Annotated in this window: 21 protein-coding genes; 2 read left to right on the plus strand and 19 right to left on the minus strand. The window is 40.5% G+C overall.

What is annotated here, in order from left to right; all coding sequences use genetic code 11:
- Window positions 1-35: 35 nt before the first annotated feature.
- The 13 genes from B1R93_RS13185 to B1R93_RS13245 all read right to left on the minus strand — a co-directional run bounded on the left by B1R93_RS13185 (window position 36) and on the right by B1R93_RS13245 (window position 15,925).
- Window positions 36-2,264 carry an alpha-galactosidase gene (locus B1R93_RS13185; protein WP_088104409.1) on the minus strand — a complete coding sequence of 743 codons (2,229 nt, stop codon included), beginning with the start codon at window positions 2,262-2,264 and terminating at the stop codon, window positions 36-38.
- Window positions 2,265-2,378: 114 nt separating this feature from the next.
- Window positions 2,379-4,325 (minus strand): beta-galactosidase, encoded by a 1,947-nt coding sequence (locus B1R93_RS13190; RefSeq protein WP_088104410.1) that lies wholly within the window; start codon window positions 4,323-4,325, stop codon window positions 2,379-2,381.
- A 38-nt stretch (window positions 4,326-4,363) separates the two neighbouring features.
- Window positions 4,364-5,188, minus strand: a complete 825-nt coding sequence (locus B1R93_RS13195) for a carbohydrate ABC transporter permease (RefSeq protein WP_088104411.1) — start codon at window positions 5,186-5,188, stop codon at window positions 4,364-4,366.
- Complete coding sequence (locus tag B1R93_RS13200) at window positions 5,185-6,039, minus strand: carbohydrate ABC transporter permease (protein ID WP_088104412.1); 855 nt, start codon at window positions 6,037-6,039, stop codon at window positions 5,185-5,187. Before B1R93_RS13200 ends, B1R93_RS13195 begins: the two co-directional genes overlap by 4 nt.
- Window positions 6,040-6,347: 308 nt before the next feature.
- The gene (locus tag B1R93_RS13205; protein ID WP_088104413.1) at window positions 6,348-7,673 is read right to left on the minus strand and encodes an ABC transporter substrate-binding protein; all 1,326 of its coding nucleotides are present in this window, start codon (window positions 7,671-7,673) and stop codon (window positions 6,348-6,350) included.
- Between the two features lie 194 nt (window positions 7,674-7,867).
- A complete protein-coding gene (locus B1R93_RS13210) occupies window positions 7,868-8,482 on the minus strand; it encodes a thymidine kinase (RefSeq protein ID WP_088104414.1) in 615 nt (204 codons plus the stop codon).
- A 492-nt stretch (window positions 8,483-8,974) separates the two neighbouring features.
- Window positions 8,975-9,220 (minus strand): type B 50S ribosomal protein L31, encoded by a 246-nt coding sequence (locus tag B1R93_RS13215; RefSeq protein ID WP_088104415.1) that lies wholly within the window; start codon window positions 9,218-9,220, stop codon window positions 8,975-8,977.
- 129 nt (window positions 9,221-9,349) lie between these two features.
- A complete protein-coding gene (gene rho / locus B1R93_RS13220; protein WP_088104416.1) occupies window positions 9,350-10,627 on the minus strand; it encodes a transcription termination factor Rho in 1,278 nt (425 codons plus the stop codon).
- A gap of 257 nt (window positions 10,628-10,884) precedes the next feature.
- Window positions 10,885-11,850 carry a class II fructose-bisphosphatase gene (glpX, locus tag B1R93_RS13225; protein WP_088104417.1) on the minus strand — a complete coding sequence of 322 codons (966 nt, stop codon included), beginning with the start codon at window positions 11,848-11,850 and terminating at the stop codon, window positions 10,885-10,887.
- Window positions 11,851-11,893: 43 nt separating this feature from the next.
- Complete coding sequence (locus B1R93_RS13230) at window positions 11,894-13,180, minus strand: UDP-N-acetylglucosamine 1-carboxyvinyltransferase (RefSeq protein ID WP_088104418.1); 1,287 nt, start codon at window positions 13,178-13,180, stop codon at window positions 11,894-11,896.
- Between the two features lie 507 nt (window positions 13,181-13,687).
- Complete coding sequence (gene fsa / locus B1R93_RS13235) at window positions 13,688-14,326, minus strand: fructose-6-phosphate aldolase (protein ID WP_088104419.1); 639 nt, start codon at window positions 14,324-14,326, stop codon at window positions 13,688-13,690.
- Window positions 14,327-14,449: 123 nt separating this feature from the next.
- Window positions 14,450-15,313: a class II fructose-1,6-bisphosphate aldolase gene (gene fba, locus B1R93_RS13240; protein WP_088104420.1), complete on the minus strand. Its 864-nt coding sequence runs from the start codon at window positions 15,311-15,313 to the stop codon at window positions 14,450-14,452.
- Window positions 15,314-15,559: 246 nt separating this feature from the next.
- Window positions 15,560-15,925 (minus strand): response regulator, encoded by a 366-nt coding sequence (locus B1R93_RS13245; protein ID WP_088104421.1) that lies wholly within the window; start codon window positions 15,923-15,925, stop codon window positions 15,560-15,562.
- 206 nt (window positions 15,926-16,131) lie between these two features.
- Here B1R93_RS13245 and B1R93_RS13250 point away from each other — a divergent pair, with 206 nt between their 5' ends.
- Window positions 16,132-16,659: a DUF2529 domain-containing protein gene (locus B1R93_RS13250; protein WP_088104422.1), complete on the plus strand. Its 528-nt coding sequence runs from the start codon at window positions 16,132-16,134 to the stop codon at window positions 16,657-16,659.
- A gap of 122 nt (window positions 16,660-16,781) precedes the next feature.
- On the opposite strand, the gene B1R93_RS13255 is transcribed toward B1R93_RS13250, so the two are convergent.
- From B1R93_RS13255 to B1R93_RS13275, 4 genes are all read right to left on the minus strand, one after another.
- A complete protein-coding gene (locus B1R93_RS13255; RefSeq protein WP_088104423.1) occupies window positions 16,782-18,380 on the minus strand; it encodes a CTP synthase in 1,599 nt (532 codons plus the stop codon).
- 274 nt (window positions 18,381-18,654) lie between these two features.
- On the minus strand, window positions 18,655-19,173 hold the full coding sequence (rpoE, locus tag B1R93_RS13260; RefSeq protein ID WP_088104424.1) for a DNA-directed RNA polymerase subunit delta: 519 nt from the start codon (window positions 19,171-19,173) through the stop codon (window positions 18,655-18,657).
- Window positions 19,174-19,523: 350 nt separating this feature from the next.
- Window positions 19,524-19,859: an HD-GYP domain-containing protein gene (locus tag B1R93_RS13270; RefSeq protein WP_088104426.1), complete on the minus strand. Its 336-nt coding sequence runs from the start codon at window positions 19,857-19,859 to the stop codon at window positions 19,524-19,526.
- Window positions 19,860-20,006: 147 nt separating this feature from the next.
- A complete protein-coding gene (locus B1R93_RS13275) occupies window positions 20,007-20,624 on the minus strand; it encodes a TetR/AcrR family transcriptional regulator (protein ID WP_088104427.1) in 618 nt (205 codons plus the stop codon).
- Window positions 20,625-20,782: 158 nt separating this feature from the next.
- Between B1R93_RS13275 and cls the strand changes: the two genes are divergently transcribed.
- Window positions 20,783-21,979, plus strand: coding sequence for a cardiolipin synthase (gene cls, locus B1R93_RS13280; RefSeq protein WP_088104428.1), 1,197 nt, complete (start codon window positions 20,783-20,785; stop codon window positions 21,977-21,979).
- A 94-nt stretch (window positions 21,980-22,073) separates the two neighbouring features.
- Here the strand turns inward: cls and B1R93_RS13285 are convergent, their stop codons facing one another.
- Entirely contained in the window at window positions 22,074-22,865 is a 792-nt protein-coding gene (locus B1R93_RS13285; RefSeq protein ID WP_088104429.1) for an alpha/beta fold hydrolase, read from the minus strand.
- Window positions 22,866-22,880: 15 nt separating this feature from the next.
- Window positions 22,881-23,051 carry a XapX domain-containing protein gene (locus B1R93_RS13290; RefSeq protein ID WP_088104430.1) on the minus strand — a complete coding sequence of 57 codons (171 nt, stop codon included), beginning with the start codon at window positions 23,049-23,051 and terminating at the stop codon, window positions 22,881-22,883.
- Window positions 23,052-23,061 lie beyond the last annotated feature (10 nt).

Here is a 23,061-nt window from a genome sequence, read left to right on the forward strand (position 1 = left end):
TTATCTCTTTTTTGTTAATCTCCTTTTACGTATCCTTACCTTTGCCGGAGATGAAATACGTAAGATTGAAAGTCTCCTCCACGCTCCGCCTTTTCTTTATTCACACCGTTGAATTCAATCGGAAGTGCAACTCCTTGATACATTAGTTCATCTCCAAAATGGGAAGCGTCGTTTCCGTTTATCGTATACTCGGCCTCTGCATTTAATCCTTTAAGGAGCAAGTTAGCCTGCTTGTTCGGATTCGGCGTTGCTAATACTTTGTACCAACCAACTAACGCTTCACGTTTGTCCTTACTGACGACGATCCACGCAGTTTCGTTCTTCTCAAATGGACTAAGCAGGCGATAAAAGTCACCGTCGCGAATCAAGCTGCGGTACTCTTTATACAGTTCTACCTGCTGTTTGATGATGTCTTTTTCCTCAGCTGTAAGGTCAAGTGGATTCAACTCATAACCAAAGGTACCAAAATAAGCTACGTTTGCTCTCGTCTCAAGCGATGTGGTACGCAAGGTTTGGTGATTCGGAACAGCTGAAACATGTGAACCCATACTATAAAGTGGATACACCAATGACGTGCCGTACTGAATCTTTAACCTCTCAACCGCATCTGTGTTATCACTCGCCCACGCTTGCGGCGCATAATAGAACATTCCCGGATCAAACCGTCCGCCTCCGCCAGCACATGATTCAAATAAGACGTGCGGAAATGCTTCCGTTAATCGTTCATATAGCTGATACACACCTAAAATGTAGCGGTGAAAAAATTCGCCTTGCTGATCAGCAGCGAGAGCGGTTGAATACACCTCCGTCATGTAGCGATTCATATCCCATTTAATATATGATAGCTTCGTTCGGTTAATCAATTCCGCCATTTTCTCGTATATATAGGAGACAATTTCCTCTCTCGAAAAATCTAGTACACGTTGATTTCTTCCAAGAGACGATGCACGTTTTGGGGTCGAGATAGCCCAGTCGGGGTGTTCCTCAAACAACTCACTTTTCGGGCTAATCATCTCTGGCTCAAACCAAAGACCGAATGCTAATCCTTGTTTTCTAATTTCATCAGCTACGTAACCAAGACCGTTCGGGAGCTTTTCTTTGTTTTCCCACCAATCCCCAAGCGAGGTCCGGTCATCATTTCTTTTCCCAAACCAGCCATCATCAAGAACGAATAGCTCGACGCCTAGCTGACTCGCCTCTTTGGCAATACTAACTAGCTTCTGCTCATTAAAATCAAAATACGTTGCTTCCCAGTTATTAATTAAAATAGGTCGGTCTTTCTTTTTCCAGACTCCTCGTATTAAATGATTACGGTAAAAATCATGAAAGTGCTGACTCATCGCATTCAGTCCATGTTCAGCATAAACCATGACGACCTCTGGCGATTGAAAGCTTTCGTTTTCGCCTAGCTTCCATTCAAACCGAAATGGATGAATACCGACCATGACTCTAGCAGTTTCATAATGGTCCACTTCAACCTGAGCTAAGAAGTTACTACTGTAGATGAAATTAAAGCCATACACCTCGCCATGATGCTCCGTTGTCATCGGACGACGCAATGCTAGAAATGGATTATGCTGATGAGAGCTAGCTCCTCGTATGCTCGAAATCGACTGTATCCCAGCTTCAAGACGTCTCTCTTTTACATGACGTTCTCGTGACCATGCTCCGGCTAAATGAACCATATCAAACTCACTGCTTGCGAAGTCGAGTGACGCCGCCATCATTCTCTCAATATATACAGCCGTATCACTCATGTTTGTAAGCTGACTGCTCCTTGTTATCACCGGGAGTTCTTTGAATATTGTGTAATTTAATGTTAACATGACTTGCCTAGTAGGATCTTCTAAAATTATTTGCAAAGTTGTTGCTTCTTCGTCATGTTCTACATAGGTTGTTGGTAACCCTTCCAACTTAGGCTTTCCTTTTAGAATTCGATAGGTTTTATAGTGAAAGTCACTAATATGACTGCCATCAAGATAGCGTAAACTAATGGCCGGCTCTCTAAAATCAGTCCGTCCGTATACCGGATACTCCTGGCGAATGGTTTCTAAAGAGAACGCCGGGTCCTCCTCGTATAGATGACAACTTGATGGCGTTGGGTTATCGTAGCACTGAAAATGCGAAAAATCATCACGATGCACTAACGCTTTGCCATAATACAAATGACCGAGATGACCATTTTTCAACACGTGAAAAATATAGCTGATTTTCCCGTTCGTCAGGTGAAATTGATGATTGTCTTCATTTATGTTTACGAGCATAAGTAAAACTCCTTTCGTACTGAAACAAAAGATAGTTCCATCTTAGAGAAGCTTCACCCTAACAATCTATCTAAGGTTAACTATCTTTAAAATGGAACCAAAGCTAGCTTTCATTTATTTTTTGACGATTTTGCTTTCGTATGGCTGCAATGTCAGTGATTCAAATGTTTTCGTTTCTGCTGTATGATTCATGAAGAAATAATAGACCTCATTGTCAATGAAGCGTGAGTATACTTCTAAACCTTCTTCACTCTCGACATGCGCAACGTCCTGTTCCTTCACTATTCTTTTTGCAATCTCTAGTAAAACATCTTCCTCAATGCCACCGCCCACATAATAGACTAGCCCTTTTCCGAAGTTATTTTTCGTAACGGCCGCTTCAGCATAAAATGGATCGTCATACGTAAACAGCGTTTCAGCTGTTACAGGTGTAATTACATCTCTCCAAATCGAACAAGTAGAGGATGTACCTTGAAACTCACCAGCTCCTATAATCGGAACTGTTTGTGATGAAGATAATGCTTCAATTTCGTGAATTTCAATTCCGGTTATATCCTTTACATATCCAGGCAACGTTTGCTTTAAATAAATGTTGTTTTGCTTATCTTTAATTCCTGTACGGAACGTAAATATGACCGTTCCTCCTTGCTCAGTAAAACTTCTAAAACGTTCGGCTAATGCTTCATCAATGATTTGTAATGCAGGAACGAGCAATACCTTATAGGAGGAAAAATCACGCGACACCGGAATCACGTCAATATGTGTATTCAGCTTGTAAAATGGCGTATACAACCGCATCAATTCTTGTTTAAAGTCAAATCCAGAGCTCTGCTGCTGGAAATTCCAAGACCAAATATTATCATAGTCATAGAGCACCGCAATATCAGACTTAATCTCTGTTTGAAGCACGTCTTCATAATTTTGAATATCAGAAAAGACGTTTTGCACTTCTTTATAACGACGGCCGTAATGATTATCATGCCCGACAACTCCGTAGCAATATTGTTCGGCCCCTTTTGTCATTCCGCGCCACCTGAAGTAAAGCATATCTGTACAACCATGGGCAAACGCTTGATAGGACCACATTTTCGCTTGATTCGGTCTTGGTAAATAGCCAATAATGTCATGCCCTTGTGCGCCCATTAGTTCTTCAACAATCCAGAAGTTTTTGTCGAGCAAGCCGCGATTAAAATCATGCGTCATCGCAATTTCCGCCGGAGGAATCGGTTCGGTCAATCCTCCCCAAACTGGATAATTATCGTAAGAAACGAAATCCATCCCCTTAACGGTTTCCTCATGATCAAACCATTTCGAGAAAAAACCACCGGCAATATTCGTCGTAATTTGCTGATGAGCCCCTCTATTCTTACGGACAATCGCCGTTTGCTCCTGCGCAAAGCGATTCAAGGAGAACGAACGGAATCGGGCCCAGTCAAGCTTTAATGTCGGATTATGCGTAGTGATGGTTTTCGTCGGCATCGGGATTTCATCAAACGAGTTATACGTTTGACCCCAAAAAATCGTCCCATACGTTTCATTTAACGCATCTATATGTTGATATTTATTTTCTAAAAATAAGTGAAATTCCTTGTGACATTGTTTGCAATAACACATGTCACTGCCTTCATGTCCAAGCTCATTATCAATTTGCCATGCAATAATCGCATCTTCTTTCTGATAATGTTGAACAAGCTTTTCTGTTATTTTCGCACTATACTCGCGATAAACTGGCGAGTTGTAGCAATATTGACGTCTTCCACCAAAGTTGCGTGTAGCGCCATCTTCATCCACTGATAGAATGGATGGATATTGTTTCGCTAACCAAGCAGGAAACGTTGCGGTTGGTGTACCAAACATCACGTATAAGTCTTGCTCTTTCACCTTCTCTATCACTTCATCAAAGAAGGAGAAATCAAAGTTCCCTTCGGTTGGCTCCATTAAATGCCATGCAAATTCACCAATGCGGACAATGTTTGAATGTAACTTTTTAATTCCTAAAATATCCTCTTCCATCATTTCTTTCGGCCAGTGCTCTGGGTAGTAATCCACTCCTACGTACATGCTGTCTCCTCCTACTACTATGAATCTCTATATTTCTCTTACTTTACTGCGCTTCCAAGCATTCCTGAAATGAAATGACGTTGGAGCGAAAGGAAAAAGATAATGATCGGAATTGTCGCAATGCTAACCCCAGCCATTACTTGACCGTAGTCGATTCTTGATAGCCCGAATAAACTTGATAGGGCAACAGGTAATGTGTACATATCTGTTGTGTTTACAGCAATTAACGGCCATAAAAAGTTATTCCATTGAAACATGAATAGGAATATCGCTGTCGCTGCTAATGCTGGTTTCATCGATGGAAGGACGATGCGGAAAAAGATTTTCCACTCCCCGGCCCCGTCAATTCGCGCCGCTTCAATAAGCGCATTCGGAAACGCAAGCATATTTTGCCGCATTAGAAAAATCGCAAAAGGATACGCCAAGTTTGGCAAAATCAGCGCTTGATACGTATTAAGCCAATTAAGCGCCGCCATCATTTTGAATAAAGGGATCACTGTCGCATGATATGGAATCATCATCGATAGTAAAAATACAGTGAAAATAAACGTTCGACCTTTAAAGCGAAACTTTGCAAACGCATAGGCGGCCATCGTACTAATTAATAATGCTAACACCGTATAGACACTTGATACAAAAAGTGAATTAAATAACACTCGCCAAATACCGATGGCTTCATTTAAGTTCACGATATTCTCAATTAACTTTGTCCCAGGTATTAACGATGGTGGTGAAGCAAACAGCTTTCCACTTTCATTTGTTGCTCCCACTAAAGCCCAGTAAAATGGGAATAAGGAAACAATCGCACCAATGATTAAAAATGTATATAAACCGAGCTTTTGTAACGTCTTTTTATTTTTCATTTCTCATCACCCGTCACTTTAAATTGAAGGAATGTAAAAATTCCAATTAATACGACGATGACGTATGCAACTGTTGAGGCATACCCAAAGTCAAAGTAGCGGAACCCTGTTTGATATAAATACATCCCGATCGTTAACGTTGCATCACTCGGGCCACCTTTTGTTAACGTAAATGGTTCATCAAAGAGCTGTAACGTACCAATTGTTGATAAAACCCCTGTAAACAAGATTACCGGCTTTAACTGTGGAACCGTAATCGTAAAGAATTGACGAATTTTTGAGGCCCCATCCATACTCGCAGCTTCATAGATTTCCTCAGGGATGTTTTGTAAGGCTGCTAAATAAATGACCATATTATAACCAACCCATCTCCACGTCATGGCAATAATAAGTGCTGCTTTCGCCCAAACCGGATGAGATAACCACGGAATTCCGCTGGCCCCAATCGCATTAAGAACCTGATTAATAATACCGTCACCCATTAGCATAATGGAAAAAATCATCGAGTACGCAACAAGAGAAGTAACCGCAGGTAAGAAAAATGAAACACGAAACAGTCCTCTTGCTTTAATCATTGCTGAATTCAAAAAGGTTGCTAAAATAATCGCAAAAAACAACATAACTGGAACTTGAATAATCATGATGATAAATGTATTTTTCAAAGCAGTGATAAAAATCGCATCCGAAAACAGGCGACGATAATTATCAAGACCTGCAAACACCATATCCCCACGTACACTTGTCTGAAAGCTTAAAATAAAGGATGAAATGATAGGGTAAAGCATGAAAATGGAAAACAAAATAACAGCAGGTGCGATAAATAAATATGGGATATACGCTTTTGTTTTCATGTTAAACCTACTTTCTACTAAACTTATTCTCACGAAAACATAGTCGCTACATGTTTTAAAAGCCTTACGATGAAAAGGCCTCTGAAAAAGAGTGGTTTTTCCTTTTTCATTGGTCTGTAATGTGCGGAGCCGTTGCCCGATTTTGAAAGCCTTGCTACGAGTGGTTTTTTCGTAGCAAGGCGTGCAACGTGCGAAGCCATTACTTCTTTTCACTATGAATGCCTTTCTCATCGTAAGGCGCGTAGCAAACGGAGCCATTTCAAACACTTATTATCTTTTGAAACAGTCTCTCATTTTTTCAAGAAATATTAGTACGAGTTTACTTCACGTTGCGAGCGGCTGTTTAAACGCTCAGCTGCTTCTTCAAGCGCTTTTTTCGGCTCAGCGCCTAAGAAAACATCAGCTTGTGCCTTAATCGCTTCATCTAACGCTAAAGAATAATCATCTGTATAGTATGCTGTTGGAACATCTTCCATTTGTGCTGCAAACTCTGACCAAATCGGTTGACCGTCAAAGAACTCAACCCCTGTTGTAAATACTTCAGAATCATAAACCGTGTTTAGTGATGGGAACAACCCGTGATCTTGCATAGCAATTAACTGAACTTCCTCTGACGTTGAAAAGAACTCTAAAAAGTCATAAGCAGTTTCTACATTTTCAGAGGATTGAGGAATCATCCATGCCGCTCCACCTAAGTTCGCTGCACGATTCCCACCTTCTTCAAATGCTGGTAAAGGAACTACGCCCCAGTTTCCACTTGTTTCACTTGCTTGGTCAATAATTGTACCGTAATACCAAGCACCGAAAGGAACCGTTGCTACTGAACCATCTACAGTTGAAGATACGACACCATTCCAGCCATCTACATCTTTAATTAAATCTGCATCAGCAAACTTCTTTAATGTTTCCATCGCATTGACAGCTTTAGGATTTGTTAAATCAATGTTGCCGTTCTCATCAAAGTAATAAATGCCTTCTTGATTCAACATCATACGGAAAATTGGATCATCCTTATACATATCTAGCGGCATAATTTGTGATCCAGTTTCAGCCTTAATCGCTTCACCTGCAACGAATAAATCATCCCATGTTTCAATCTCTTCTGCATTTACACCCGCAGCTTCAAAGATATCCGTACGATAGAACAATCCTGTTGGACCTGCATCAAACGGCATTGCATAAAAATCGCCATCATATGAAGCTAATTCATTTTTGAAAGATGGGAATACAGACTCATGCTCGTCAAATCCCATTTCAGATAAGTTTACAAAACCATTTGCAAACGCTTCTACATATCCGTGAATACGGTCATCTTCTACAAGAACAATATCAGGTAACCCTGAGCCACCAGATGCTAGACCAGTTGAAAGCTTATCATATACGTCTAAACGACCAAAATCTTGAACTTCTAAGTTTACATTCGGGTTTTCTTCTTGGTACAACTCGATAGCCGCTTCTAGCGCGCCTACATTTACATTCCATGCCCAAGCTGTTAGAGTAACTTGCTCTCCATCGCCAGTATCTGCTCCTGCATCACCAGCATTTCCTGTATCACCAGAACCACCGTTTCCTGAGCAAGCAACAACAACGGATAAACACGTCGCCATCATTAATGTACTCCAAAACTTTTTCATCTACTTTTCCCCCTCAGCAATCTAATAGAGTAAAACCGTTTAGAAAACGTTTTCACCTCATAGTAAACATTTTAGTAAAATATTTTACTGCTGTCAACGACTTTATTTAGTATTTTTATAAAGTCCAAATTTTATACAAAAAGGGACTGCCTCAAAAGGTTCGTTTTAAACCTTTTGGGACAGCCCCACATGTTTTACACTAATAAATCCTTAGCCTTCTCAAAGCGGCTAGGACGATTCGGAACGTCATGGCAATGGCGACATCTTGGCTCATACGCTTCAGAAGCTCCAACAAGAATAATCGGATCTGTATACGACGCTGGCTCTCCATTAATTAATCGCTGCGTTCGACTAGCAGGAGAACCACAGCACGGACACACAGCTTGAAGCTTTGCCACGTCCTCCGCTAGCGCCATTAGTTGTTGTATCGGACCAAACGGCTCGCCACGGAAGTCTTGGTCTAGACCAGCACAAATAACCCGATAGCCTTGATTCGCTAATTCATCCACTACGGCGATAATCTCTTTATCAAAAAATTGTACTTCATCGATCGCAATCACTTGGGTCTCAGGCTCTATGTTCTCGAGAATATCAACGGAGCGTTCAATTGGCTTTGCACAAACCTTCGTTCCATTGTGGGAAACTACTTCTTCTTCACTGTAACGATTATCAATCGCTGGCTTAAATACTTGAACCTTTATTTTCCCAAAGCTAACCCGTCTAACTCTGCGGATTAGTTCTTCTGATTTTCCCGAAAACATACTGCCACAAATTACCTCAATCCATCCTTCTCTCTTCATAATCTGCATGTCTAATCCCTCACCTTACTTTATCAATGCCTTCTCTGTAGATGTATGCACGTAGGCCTTCCTTCGGTTCGGCTATCAGCTACACGTGCCCGCCTAAAATAACTAGCGTTCATACAGCATGTCTACTCAAGCTAAAAGAGGCTGTCGGCGCGCAAAAACCGCACGCCTCTTAAAAGCTGAGCCTCCCTACGGTCGGCTGCCGGCGCGCAAAATACGCACGCCTCTTAAAACCTTGAGCCTCCCTGCGGTCGGCTGCCGGCGCGCCAAAACCGCACGCCTCTTAAAACCTTGAGCCTCCCTACGGTCGGCTGCCGGCGCGCCAAAACCGCACGCCTCTTAAAACCTTGAGCCTCCCTACGGTCGGCTGCCGGCGCGCCAAAACCGCACGCCTCTTAAAACCTTGAGCCTCCCTACGGTCGGCTGCCGGCGCGCCAAAACCGCACGCCTCTATAAAAAAACAGGCAGAGCCTTTTTAGCTTGCCTGTTTGCTTATTACTTCATGTTGTATTTCTTCTTGAACTTGTCTACACGTCCACCAACATCAGTAAGTTTTTGCTTACCAGTGTAGAATGGGTGAGAATCAGCACTAATTTCAACTTTTAGAAGTGGGTACGTGTTACCGTCTTCCCATTCAATTGTTTCGTTAGAGCCTTTTGTAGAACCAGTTAGAAATTGGAAACCAGTACTTGTATCCTGGAATACAACTTTTTTGTAGCCTGGGTGAATTCCTTCTTTCATTACTTTCAACTCCTTTTGCCCTGAATCTTTTCGAAACAGAGTTTATCTAAATCACACATGACGAAATTATATCAAGTTGATAGGGGTTTTGCAACTGCAAGTTTCGCTAGATATGGATTTTTTTATAAATTATGATCGCGTTTTTCGCTTCATTCCACTCATGTCTTCTTCCATCGCTTGAAAAAAGTCGACATTCGTTTTCGTTTCTTTTACTCGTTTTATAAACTGGTCAACAAATTCTGGTGAGTCATTCATTGTTTTACGAATCGCCCAAAGCTTGTCTAGCTGATCTTTTGGCATAAGAAGCTCTTCCTTACGAGTACCTGAACGGCGAATATCGATAGATGGGAAGATTCTACGCTCTGCCAGCTTCCGATCAAGATGAAGCTCCATATTCCCTGTTCCCTTAAATTCCTCATAAATAACATCGTCCATACGTGAGCCTGTCTCTACTAATGCTGTTGCTAAAATCGTTAAGCTACCGCCTTCTTCGATGTTACGGGCTGCACCAAAGAAACGTTTCGGACGATGGAATGCAGCTGGATCAATCCCCCCAGAAAGCGTTCGTCCACTTGGTGGAATAACTAGGTTATATGCTCTGGCAAGTCGAGTGATACTATCCATTAGAATCACAACATCTTTTCGGTGTTCAACTAATCGCATCGCGCGTTCTAGCACTAATTCCGCAACTTTAATATGGTTTTCCGGAACTTCATCAAACGTTGAACTAACAACTTCGGCTTTAACGGAACGCTCGATATCGGTCACTTCTTCCGGTCGCTCATCAATTAATAGTACGATTAGTTCAACATCGGGATGATTTTCTGCAATACTATTTGCAACTTCCTTCATTAAGGATGTCTTCCCGGCTTTTGGCGGTGCGACAATTAACCCACGCTGTCCGAAACCTACTGGTGAGATCATATCAATAATACGTGACGATACTCGCCCTGGGGCCGTTTCTAGTTCAATTTTTTGCTCAGGGTATAAAGGAGTAAGGGCAGGAAAGTGAGGTCGCTCTTTCGATGTTTCAGGCGCTTCTCCGTTTACAGCCTCAACATGAAGCAACCCGTGGTATCGTTCATTTTCCTTTGGTGGACGTACTTTTCCCGAAACTTTATCACCATTTCTTAAATCAAAACGTCGAATTTGTGAAGCTGAAATGTAAATATCCTCTGAGCTCGGCATATAATTAATCGGTCTTAAGAAACCAAAGCCTTCAGACTGGATTATTTCAAGGACACCTTCCATAAACATTAAACCATCTTGTTCCGCTTGGCCCTTTAAGATGGCAAAAATTAATTCTTTCTTTGTTAATTTGCTATAATATGAAACTTTATATTCTCTTGCGAGTTCATAGAGTTCCTTTAGTTTCATACTTTCTAAATCTGTAATATGGACACCCATCATGACACCACACTTTTTAATTATTCATTTTATTTATATAGTAATTTTTTGGGATCTTCTTCTCTTTATTTTGAAATGGAGGGGCTGTGGAAAGTAAAAAGATAAGAGTAAGATTATTCACAAATTCTATTTTAACCATAAACAACACATTTATTCAATCATTTTCGTATTCCTAATCCTTGTATACCCTATACTTTCTAATCTTAAACGTCATAAATCAAAGGAAAAGCTGGACTTTTCACGTCCAGCTCCAATCATTAACGTATAACAAGATCCGGTTTCTTTTTCATACTATGTTTCCCATCAACAAATCGGACCGTTCCAGACTTTGCTCTCATAACAAGTGATTGTGTTGTGGCAGTTGATCCTTTATAGTGAACACCTTTAAGCAACTCTCCATCCGTTACACCTGTTGCAGCAAAGATACAATCATCACCTTTTACGAGATCATCCATGTAAAAAACCTTATCTAAGTTATCGATACCCATTTTTTTACAACGGGCTAACTCATCGTCGTTTTGTGGTAACAATCTTCCTTGAAGCTCACCGCCTAAACACTTTAGCGCTACCGCTGCTAAAACGCCTTCAGGTGCCCCGCCAGAACCGAGCATAATATCAACGCCTGTGTCATCAAACGCTGTATTAATAGCTGCCGCTACATCTCCATCTGATAACAGCTTAATTCTAGCACCAGCTTCACGAATTTCTTGGATCATCTTTTGATGACGGTCACGATTTAAAATAGTGACGACTAAGTCTTCAATGTCCTTGTTTTTCGCTTTCGCTACAGCTTTTAAGTTATCAATAATCGGAGCGTCAATGTCAACCTTTCCAACCGCTTCTGGGCCGACTGCAATTTTCTCCATATACATGTCAGGAGCATGAAGAAGGTTCCCGTGATCGGCAATCGCTAATACCGCTAACGCATTCCATTGTCCATAGGCAACAATGTTCGTTCCTTCTAACGGGTCGACAGCGACATCGACACGGGATCCATAACCGTTCCCGAGTTTCTCACCAATATATAGCATCGGTGCTTCGTCCATTTCGCCTTCACCAATCACGACTGTCCCCTTCATCGGAATGGTATCGAATACGTCACGCATTGCTTCTGTAGCGGCACGGTCTGCCTCTTCTTTGTTTCCTCTTCCCATCCAACGACCAGATGCAAGTGCAGCTGCTTCAGTTACACGAACCAGCTCCATCGATAAGCTTCTTTCCATGGTTGACCTCTCCCTTTTCACTATCTCATTTTTATATACCCCATTAACTCTTTACTTGTTCTACTTCTTCTTCACTCATTTTTTCCCGCCAAATTTTCGCACCGAGCCCGATTAGCTTTTGTTCAAGATTTTCATAGCCTCGATCGACATGCTCTAATCCAGCCAATTCTGTTACGCCTTCAGCCATTAACCCAGCAACAACAAGGGCAGCACCAGCACGTAAATCACTTGCTCGCACTTTTGCTCCTTGGAGCCTGGTTTTCCCGTTAATGATCGAAGAACGACCTTCCACCTTGACGTTTGCTCCCATCCGACGCAATTCATCAATATGCTTAAACCGAGCGTTATAAATCGTATCAGTTACGATACTTGTCCCTTCAGCTTGAGTAAGCAAGCTCGTAAATGGCTGCTGTAAATCGGTCGGAAACCCTGGGTACACCAACGTTTTGATATCAACAGATTTTTTCGTTCCGCCTTGATGGTGAATCATCACTCGATCATCAAATACGTCGATTTCTACACCCATTTCACGCAGCTTTGCAATCAGTGATTCGACGTGATATGGAATGATGTTATCAACAATCACTCGCTGGCCCATAGCGGCAGCCATAATCATATATGTACCGGCCTCAATTCGATCTGGGATAATTGAGTGTCTACAACCTGATAATGATTCGACGCCATCAATACGAATGACGTTTGTTCCCGCTCCTTTAATCTTTGCGCCCATACTCGATAATAACGTAGCGACATCAATGATTTCTGGTTCTTTTGCGGCATTCTCGATAATTGTACGACCCTTTGCTCTGACAGCAGCTAACATGATATTAATCGTCGCGCCCACACTGACTACATCTAAGTAAATGCGCGCACCACGTAATTCCTCTGCACGCAAATAAATTGCACCCTGCTCATTTGTCACCTTTGCACCAAGGGCTTCAAAGCCTTTAACATGCTGGTCAATTGGTCTTGGTCCTAGATTACAGCCACCTGGTAAACCAATGACTGCTTTTTTAAATTTCCCTAGCATCGCGCCCATTAAATAATAAGATGCACGTAGTTTTTTCACTTTTCCGTTTGGCAAAGGCATGGCAATCATTTGTTCAGGATTAATTTTGATTTCATGATTACCTAGCTCAACTTCGCCACCAATTTCTACTAATAAATCTGCCAACAGTTGTACATCTGATATAGACGGTAGATTATCAATTGTAACAGTTGAATCTGCAAGAATCGCAGCAGGTATTAAGGCGACTGCACTGTTCTTCGCGCCACTGATTTGAACTGTACCTTCTAGCGGATGTCCGCCTTCAATCATTAATTTATCCATAATTGCATCCCTTCTATCCAAGCTCATTCTATACTTTTAAATCAAGTCCTACTCCTTCTCCATTATAACCAAAAACCGACAAATGTAACGTGAAAAAAAGTCGACATTTTCATCACTCTTTTTTAGAAGGTTACATAATTGGAAAGAGATAACTTGATTCTTACTATCTCTGAGCTACGTAATAAAGGTACGACGCTTTCGAATAATGGCATATTAGATTTTATGTTCAGACTTACGAAAGAGCACTTATTTTTTTATGAATTCGCTTCCTTTTCTTTTTTTAAAAAAAGGGAGACATATTAATGAATGATGAAAAGGTGAGCACCCTTCAACTAAATGATGAAAGATACGAAGCCACTGAAAAAGGTAAAAAAACCTTTTTCAGTGCCTCTTATTAAGTAGCAATGGCTCCGCACGTTGCTTTGAGGGCATTTAAAAAGGGAAAAGCACCCTTTTTCAGTGCCCTCAAAGATGCCCCCTCTTTAAAGAGATTCAAATTAATGTCTCTTATTTATTATTCCAGTCAGCTAAGAATTTTTCGATTCCTTGATCCGTTAATGGATGCTTCGATAAAGACTTAATTACACCAAATGGAATTGTAGCGATATGTGCACCTCTTAATGCTGAATCTGTTACGTGAACAGGATGGCGAACCGAAGCCGCAATAATTTCTGTTTCTAAACCGTGAATATCAAAAATCTCACGAATTTGAGAAATTAGCTCTAAACCGTTATGTCCAATATCATCAAGACGGCCCAAAAATGGTGAAACATATGTAGCACCAGCACGCGCTGCTAGTAAAGCCTGAACAGCTGAGAAAACTAACGTCACGTTTGTTTTAATTCCTTCTTTCGAGAAAGCAGCAACAGCCTTTAAGCCTTCAGTTGTCATCGGAACTTTAACTGTAATATTTGGAGCAATTGCAGCAAGCTCTTTTCCTTCCTTGATCATACCTTCTGCATCTAGTGCGATAACCTCTGCACTAACAGAACCAGGAACAATCGCTGTAATTTCACGTAAACGATCGTGGAAATCTACACCCTCTTTTGCAACAAGCGATGGGTTTGTCGTTACTCCAGATAAAATCCCTAAATCATTTGCTTCGCGAATCTCGTTAATGTTTGCTGTGTCGATAAAAAATTTCATTTGTCTCTCTCCCTACCATGTTTTTTATAAATAATAACGTTTGCATTTTCAATATGTCAAATGTTCTGACATATATTCTTAAGGTAAAAGCAGCTCAAGAGAACTGCTTTTACTTTTTTATCATTACGCCTTGTTTGAAGAACCGAACTCGCGCATTTTCCCTTTAACTGTTTCCTTAATTGTCTCACGAGCTGGTCCTAGGTATTTACGAGGATCGATCATTTCTGGATTCGCTTCTAATACTTCACGAACCGATTGAGCAGAAGTGATTTGGTTCTCTGTGTTTACGTTGATTTTCGCATGTCCAAAAGAAATAGCCTTTTGAACATCCTTCAACGGAATACCAGTTCCACCATGAAGAACAAGAGGAATTCCTACAAGCTCATCAATTTCCTTCATACGATCAAAACCAAGGTTTGGTTCACCTTTGTACGTACCGTGTACAGACCCTAATGCTGGCGCAAAACAATCTACTCCTGTTGCTTCTACTAGTTCTTTACACTCAGAAGGGATTGCATAAGCAGCTTCCGCATCATCTACAATTAGGTCGTCTTCTTGTCCACCAATACGTCCAAGTTCTGCCTCAACAGAAACACCTAGTGTATGAGCCACTGCAACAACTTGCTTCGTAATCGCAATGTTTTCTTCTAGCGGATGATGAGAGCCATCAATCATAACAGAAGTGAAACCAGCATGGATTGCTTCCACACACTTCTCGAAGCTAGAACCGTGATCAAGGTGAATCGCAACAGGAACTGTTGTGTTATACTCTTCCATTAGGTTCTTAACCATTCCTACAATTGTCTTGAAACCACCCATGTAACGCGCTGCACCCTCAGATACACCTAGGATTACTGGAGATTTCTCTTCTTCTGCTGCTTGAAGGATCGCTTGAGTAAATTCAAGGTTGTTAATGTTGAATTGACCCACTGCATAGCTCTCCGCCTTCGCTTTGTTTAACATGTCTTTCATTGATACTAAAGGCATTCTTTTTCCTCCTTTTAGTAAGAGCAAAATTTCATTACAGTAACAGTAACTAGGTTACCGTATATGAAAGGAACTATCCGTAACTTCATATGTATGACTCATGAAAAATCGCTTGCTCTTAATTTATAATCGTGTTCATTATAGCATAATCTCGTTTAAATAAACGGCTTTACGAAGCAGTTTTTTAAAGTAAACGCTTCCTTTAGGGAAATTTTTTATAAAACTTGATATTTTCTTAAAATTCTCTTACTTTTGTACAGTGATGTGCTTCTTAATTACTTCTCGAACATCATCGATATCGAAAGGTTTAGCAAAATGAGTAATCGCTCCAAGCTGCATCGCCTCATTTATTAAATTTAGTTCACCGTATGCCGTCATCATAATCACATCGATATCTTCGTGTTTTTCTTTAATTCGCTTTAAGATTTCAAGTCCATCCATTCCTGGGATTTTCATATCTAATAAAACGAGATCAGGTTTATTTTCATCGACAATATTCAACGCTTGTACACCGTTAGCCGCCTGAAAAATTTTATATCCATCCTTTTGTAAAATTTCACTTAATAACACTCGAATTCCATACTGGTCATCTACTACTAATATTTTTTGCATTGTATACACTCCTTCTTGTCTGAACCAAAATACTAGTCCGCGCAGTTGTCTCTTTACTGATTAATTGATTCGAGGCTCTTCTCTAAAAATCCTGCTATTTGCTTCAGAAAAGTTCCGACAAAAATGGTGAATGCATGTCGAATTTACTTTTTTAGCTTAAGTGAGTTATAATCTCCCCATTAGCATGACTTCAACGGGGGGATGATATGATTCAAATTTTCACAACTCAGCTTAGCGGTGTAATCAAGTCCATTCAGGATCAGCAAGCAGAAAGCTTAGAGGACGCTGGACGTCTCCTCGCACAAACGATGATCGCAGACGGAACGATTTATATTTATGGTGAAAAGGAAATGGCCGCAGTGAGCGCAGAGGCCCTATATGGCAAGGAAGCCTTCACGAACTTCAAACCATTACCCGCGGATTTTCCTCTTGATGCCATCGAACCACAGGACCGCGTGCTTCTCGTCACACGGATATCAACTGATTCAACCTGTCTTTCGCTTGCAAAAAAGTTATATGAGCACGGGATTGCTTTCGTTGCGATTTCCTCCATTCACTCAGCAGACGATCCACTTGTCGAGCTAGCCGATGTTCATATTAATTTGGATGCTGATCGTTCTCTTGTCCCACAAGATGACGGCTCGAGAATTGGCTACCCCGCCTCACTGGCTGCCTTATATACTTACTTTTGCTTACATTTAACGATTACGGATATTTTATGTGAGTATGATTGAGCGCTAAACGATACAGACAATCGTTTTTGCAAATCGAAAGTCCGCTCGTAAAATAAAGAGGCTGTGCCAAATGGTGAAAAAACAACCATTTGGCACAGCCTTGTACGATTTAAGCTTCATTATTATTTCTTTAAAGATGCACGAACAAATTCACGGAATAATGGCTGTGGACGTGTTGGTCTTGATACAAACTCTGGGTGGAATTGTGAAGCAATGAAAAACGGATGATCCTCTAACTCAATGATTTCTACTAAGCGACCATCAGGACTTGTCCCAGAGAACACAAATCCTGCTTTCTCCATTTGCTCACGATACTCATTGTTAAATTCATAACGGTGACGGTGACGCTCGTAAATAACCTGTTCACCGTACGCTGCGTGAGCTAATGAACCATCTGTTAACTTACAAGGGTATAAACCGAGACGAAGCGTTCCACCCATATCTTCAATATCTTTTTGTTCTGGTAATAAATCAATAATTGGATAGTTCGTTTCAGGATTAAGCTCTGCTGAGTTTGCCCCTTCTAATCCAAGAACATGTCTAGCAAATTCAATTGATGCAAGCTGCATCCCTAAGCAAATTCCTAAGAATGGCATTTGCTTTTCACGTGCATAACGAATCGCCGTAATTTTCCCTTCAATTCCACGATCACCAAATCCACCAGGAACTAAAATACCATCAGCACCCTCTAGAAGACTTGCAACATTCTCAGCCGTTACAGCCTCGGCATCAACCCATTGAATTTCAAGGTCTGCATCATATGTGTAGCCTGCATGGCGTAATGCTTCTGCAACAGAAAGATAAGCATCAGGAAGAGCGACATATTTACCGACTAGGGCAATTTTCACCTTTTCGGAAAGGTTTTGCACACGCTCTACAAGCTGCTTCCATTCTGTCATATCTGCTTGCTGACAGTTTAGCTTCAGATGATTACAAACGATATCATCAAGCTTTTGTGCTTGAAGATCTAATGGCACTTGGTATAACGTATCGGCATCACGAGCCTCGATTACAGCATCCTTACGAATGTCACAGAATAGTGCAATCTTTTCCTTCATATCCTGAGGAACAGGCTTCTCTGTTCGAACAACAATCACATTCGGTTGAATACCGAGGCTACGTAATTCTTTTACACTATGCTGAGTTGGCTTTGACTTCATTTCCCCTGCAGCTGCTAGGTATGGAATAAGCGTACAGTGGATATACATGACATTGTCCACGCCAACATCACTTTTAATTTGGCGGATTGCCTCTAAAAATGGCAAGCTCTCGATATCACCAACTGTTCCACCAATTTCAGTAATGACTACATCCGCATTTGTTTCACGTCCCGCACGAAATACACGTTCTTTAATTTCGTTCGTTACGTGAGGAATTACTTGAACCGTTCCACCTAGGTAATCACCACGACGTTCCTTCTTTAGAACTGTTGAATAAATTTTTCCTGTTGTTACATTGCTATTTTGGCTTAAATTAATATCGATAAAGCGCTCATAGTGACCTAAGTCAAGATCTGTTTCAGCTCCATCATCGGTTACAAAAACTTCACCATGCTGATAAGGGCTCATGGTACCTGGGTCGACATTAATGTATGGATCAAACTTCTGAATCGTCACCTTCATGCCGCGATTTTTTAACAACCGGCCTAATGAAGCTGCTGTAATTCCCTTTCCTAATGATGAAACAACTCCACCCGTGACAAATATATACTTTGCTGACAATCGTATCGACTCCTTCACGTTCTTTTATATACTCTATATTACTACGATGCCTATCGCTCAATACAGCTCATGGCAAATGTTAAAACCAACCTTTTTGACAAAGACTATTTTTTCCATCTTTAACAGTCTCTATAAAATAAAAAAACAAAAGTGACAGCTCACCCTAAAAAGGGGGCGCACTTTTGTTATCGGATATCCAACATGCTTTTCTAAAGCCCAAAAATGATTCTACCTAGAACTTTAAAAGAAGTCAAGATCTAGTCTGGTCTCTAGCTTAATTTATTTCATCTTCTTCTACTTCTTCATCCGAATCTTCTTCTGAATCTTCTGTAGTATTATCATCAAATTCTTCAACTTCATCATCATCGTCGAAGTCGTCATCGTCGGCATCTTCTTCACTTGAGATTTCATCTAACTCGTCCTCAAGATCCTCAAATTCATCCTCATAATCCTCAAAATCATCATCTAAATCTTCTACTTCTTCATCCTTCACTTTCTTACGAGGCTTAACAGGAGCTGTAATTTCCTCTTCTGCTTGTTCTAGAGGGTACCAAACCTTCAACCCCCATTGATTGTCGCCAAGTGTTAAAAAACGGCCATCAATGTTTAAATCGGTATATAAATAAGCAATTCTATCGTTCACTTGCTCTTTACTTAATCCTTTAATTTCTGCAACTCTTTTCACTAAATCATAATATTCAAATGGTTTGCGCTCCTCTTTCATGATCGCGAAGGCGATTTCTACCATTGAAAGCTCCTGAAGCTCTTCTTTTTCCATTTCCTTCAAATTCAAACTGAGCACGTCCTTTCCATCTTTCATCTGCCTGGAATAAAAATCATACTTTTCATTATAAACACATTTCATTCATTTATGCTAGATAGTAGATGAAAAAGTGAGGTAAGTACAAATCGTTTCTTGCTCTTATTGGATAAGCTTCTTAATATAAAGGTTGCTCTTCCTTAAATCGATGAAATCTTTATGAAATCGAACTATAGGTTTTATTGGGTCCTCAGGAGATACAAAAACGATATCAATAACTAAATCATTGCTAAGCAACGCTTTGTTTCCGATAGCCATCAACATAAGCCGATGGATAAATAACTGGACCAATGATGGCTCCAGTCTACCAAATGCTTCATTTTTCATTTCTTTAAGAACATCATAAAGGGCAAGACCTGATACACACGATCAGACGTCATCGCATGAAACACGTCCGCTACGGCAATAATTTTAGAGTAGCGATTCATTTGGTCTGCTGTCTTCTTGTATGGGTAGCCTGTCCCGTCCTCGCGCTCATGATGCTCAAGTGCCATAAGACAAATATCCTCTGAAAAGGAGCCTTCTTCTTTCAATAATTGATATCCATAGACCGTATGCATTTGAATTTGCCTATACTCTTCCTCAGTTAAAGCACCTGGCTTCGTTAGAACATCCTCCACTACTTTGACTTTACCAATGTCATAAAAGCAACGCGCCATCCTGACCAAAAATATCCTTACGCAAGGTCATGCCGACATATTTTTTTGAAAGATTTTTCAACAAACATCGCCCTTTTTCGATAAAATGATTGTCATTATTATACATTAACTGTTTAATACTTCCTATATCATTTCAACATTTAAGCTTTACATATTTAATGCCAGGAGCTGGTTCATTTGGAGCTTCGTATATTCTTCAAGCGTAAACAGTTTTTGAACAGCCCACCGCCTGAAGGTCCACATTTGTCCTTGAACAAGAATGTTTTGAGTGAGTAAGGATATTTGCTTCTCCGTTGCCTGCAATTCCCCACTTGTGACACAGTCCCGAATAATCAGTTCAAACATCTCTGCCATTTCATGTTCCTTTTCCAATACATATTTAAGCGCTTCTTTTGGTAGAGACTTCGTTTCCTGATACATGACTAGAACCTCATCCTGCATTTCATCAATGACTAAAAAGTAGGCATGGATTGCCTTTTTTAATCGTTCTAGACCAGAACCTTCTTGGTCTAAATGCTGTTGTAGCCGGTCACTTACTTCCTCATAAATTGCATCACAAACTAAATAAAGAACATCTTCCTTTGCTCCAATATACTCATAAAGGGTTCCAATACTAAAACCCGCTTGTTTTGCTATTTCTCTTGTTGTCGTACGGTGGAAGCCTTTTTCAATAAAAAGATGCACCGCAGCTTTTATCATTTGTTCACGACGCTTTTTAATTAATTGTTGATCTTTAATCATAGATGGTACGGCTTTCTTCTTCAAAAGGGTCAACCTACTTCCTATTTAGAATTCTTCATAATAAGAATACTAAATCTTCCAATAATATTCTATTCTCATTCGGTGATCATTTTTTGACTCATTAAATTAGTCCTTTACGGAGAAACTAATCAGCATAATCGTATAAAGGAAAGAGGGATTCAATGAATGGCTTTGTGATAACATTAATTGTACTTTCTGTTATCCTCATCTGGTTAAGGCTTGATTTTAAACTTGGCCTTCGCAAGCAGAAAAGCGAAGCGAAGCGATATGACCAGAAAATGAGATATAGTCATGTACAATTGCTTCCAACAGGAGACGAGTTTTTTAAAAATATGTTTGCCGATATTCAACAAGCCGAAGACCATATCCACCTTCTTTTTTATATAGTTCGCGAAGACCATATCGGGTCTAAATTAATTCGAATTCTCGAACAAAAAGCAAAGGAAGGGGTCACTGTCCGTTTTTTAATCGATCGATTTGGTTGCCATCTTTCACGAAAAACGATTAAAGGGCTACGCAAGGCTGGGGTTCATTTTGCTTATTCCCACCCAGTACAATTACCGTATATTTTCTTCATGCTCAATCGTCGCAATCATCGTAAATTAGTGATTACAGATGGACGCATTGGTTATATCGGTGGTTATAATGTTGGCGATGAATATTTAGGGAGAGACCCGAAGTTTGGGACATGGCGCGACTTTCATCTCCGCATTGACGGAGATGGTGTGCAAGATTTACAAGAACAGTTTTTGGAGGACTGGCAAACAGCGAAACAACGTTATGTTGTAAAAGACAGCCATTATCCTCCTTTAAAAAAGGGCGATACTCCGTTACGAATTCTTCCGACCGATGGTGCCTTTCTAGAGGATACCTTTATCGATTTAGTAAATGATGCAAAGCATACCGTCACGATCGGGACCCCTTATTTTATCCCTGGTGATGCTTTAAAGGCTGCGTTAATTGATGCGGCGAAGCGCGGAGTCGATGTTCGACTCATCGTTCCGAAAAATGGGGATCACCCGCTCGTTAAGGAAGCAGCGTTCCCGTATTTTAAAGACATTATTGAATCCGGTGTAAACATCTACCAATATTATCGTGGCTTCTTCCATGCAAAGGCGATTGTGATTGATGAGAAAATGTGCGATGTTGGTACAGCTAATTTTGATAAACGGAGCTTTCATATTAATCATGAAATCAACTGTTTAATATACGATACAACGTTCGTCAATACGTTATTAAAAGAACTAGAACATGATATTTCTATTTCTGAACGACTTACATTAGAAGCGTTAGAAAAACGCCCTCTCACTCAACGTGGAAAAGAAAAAATAGCTACGCTCGTTTCTGGGTTACTGTAGAAATGTGCGGAGTCGCTTAAAGCGTGAATAAAAAAGTGTTCTAAAATTTAAGGGGTGTCCACAGGTCAAAATGAACCTATTGTGGACACCCCTCTTATACATTTACGTGTTGTTTATTTTTCACTTTACGTTCAATCCAGCTCTTTAATATCATATTAAATTCGTCTGGAAATTTCGTTGGGACTTGATGGGTTGATTTTGAAACGTGAACGATTTCAAGGTTTTTTACCCGCTTTGCATATTGGTATTGGTAAAAGTGAATGTAAAAATCGCGACTACCATAAATCAGCAATAACGGAACGTCTAATTGAGGAAGTCGTTCTGTACACGTATACTCAAGTCCGTTTTCATACATCGTTTGCAGCATCTGTGGGTTTGTTTTTTTAACATACTCATTTAAGATATTAACGTTTTGGGTTTCTTTATAATGAGACCTTGCTAATACTTGACCGAAAAGCGACATTAATCGGTTTTTGGCACCCCAAATTCCAAGTTCAAATTCCTTTTCTAACAAAAAGGTGCTCACTTCTGGGAAGCCGCCGCATAATGCGACACCACTCGTTCTTTCTGGATAGCGTAGCGCAAATTCCTGTGCTATTGAGCCTCCATTTGAATATCCGCATATGATAGCCTTCTCTAGCTTCAGCTTATCGACGACACGAAAAACATCATACGCCATATCCTCAACAGTTACTGATTCTTTCGTTCTCCCACTTCGACCATTTCCACGTAAATCTAAAAATATGGTTTGATAGGTTTCGGCTAAGCGACGCTGCAAATGAAAGGTTACGTGCCCCATCCCTGGTGGATGAATAAAAACAATTGGGGTTCCCACGCCTTCCACTTCATAATAAATCGCTGGGCCATTTCCACGCACATATGGCATTTGTTTTCACCTCAATTAGCTTTGGATAAACGGCACGATCCAATGATATAGTTTGTATCCTAGATAAATACCGATAATGCCCAAAATACCTGGAAGAGCAGGTGGGGCTGGAATCGGTAGCTTGATCCATGCAAATAAAAAGCCAACGATTAGACCTGCAACTACAGCTAAAATCATTTCTTGCATTATCATCCCT

Source organism: Halalkalibacter urbisdiaboli, from assembly GCF_002156385.1.
GTDB classification, from domain to species: Bacteria; Bacillota; Bacilli; order Bacillales; family Bacillaceae_D; genus Halalkalibacter_A; species Halalkalibacter_A urbisdiaboli.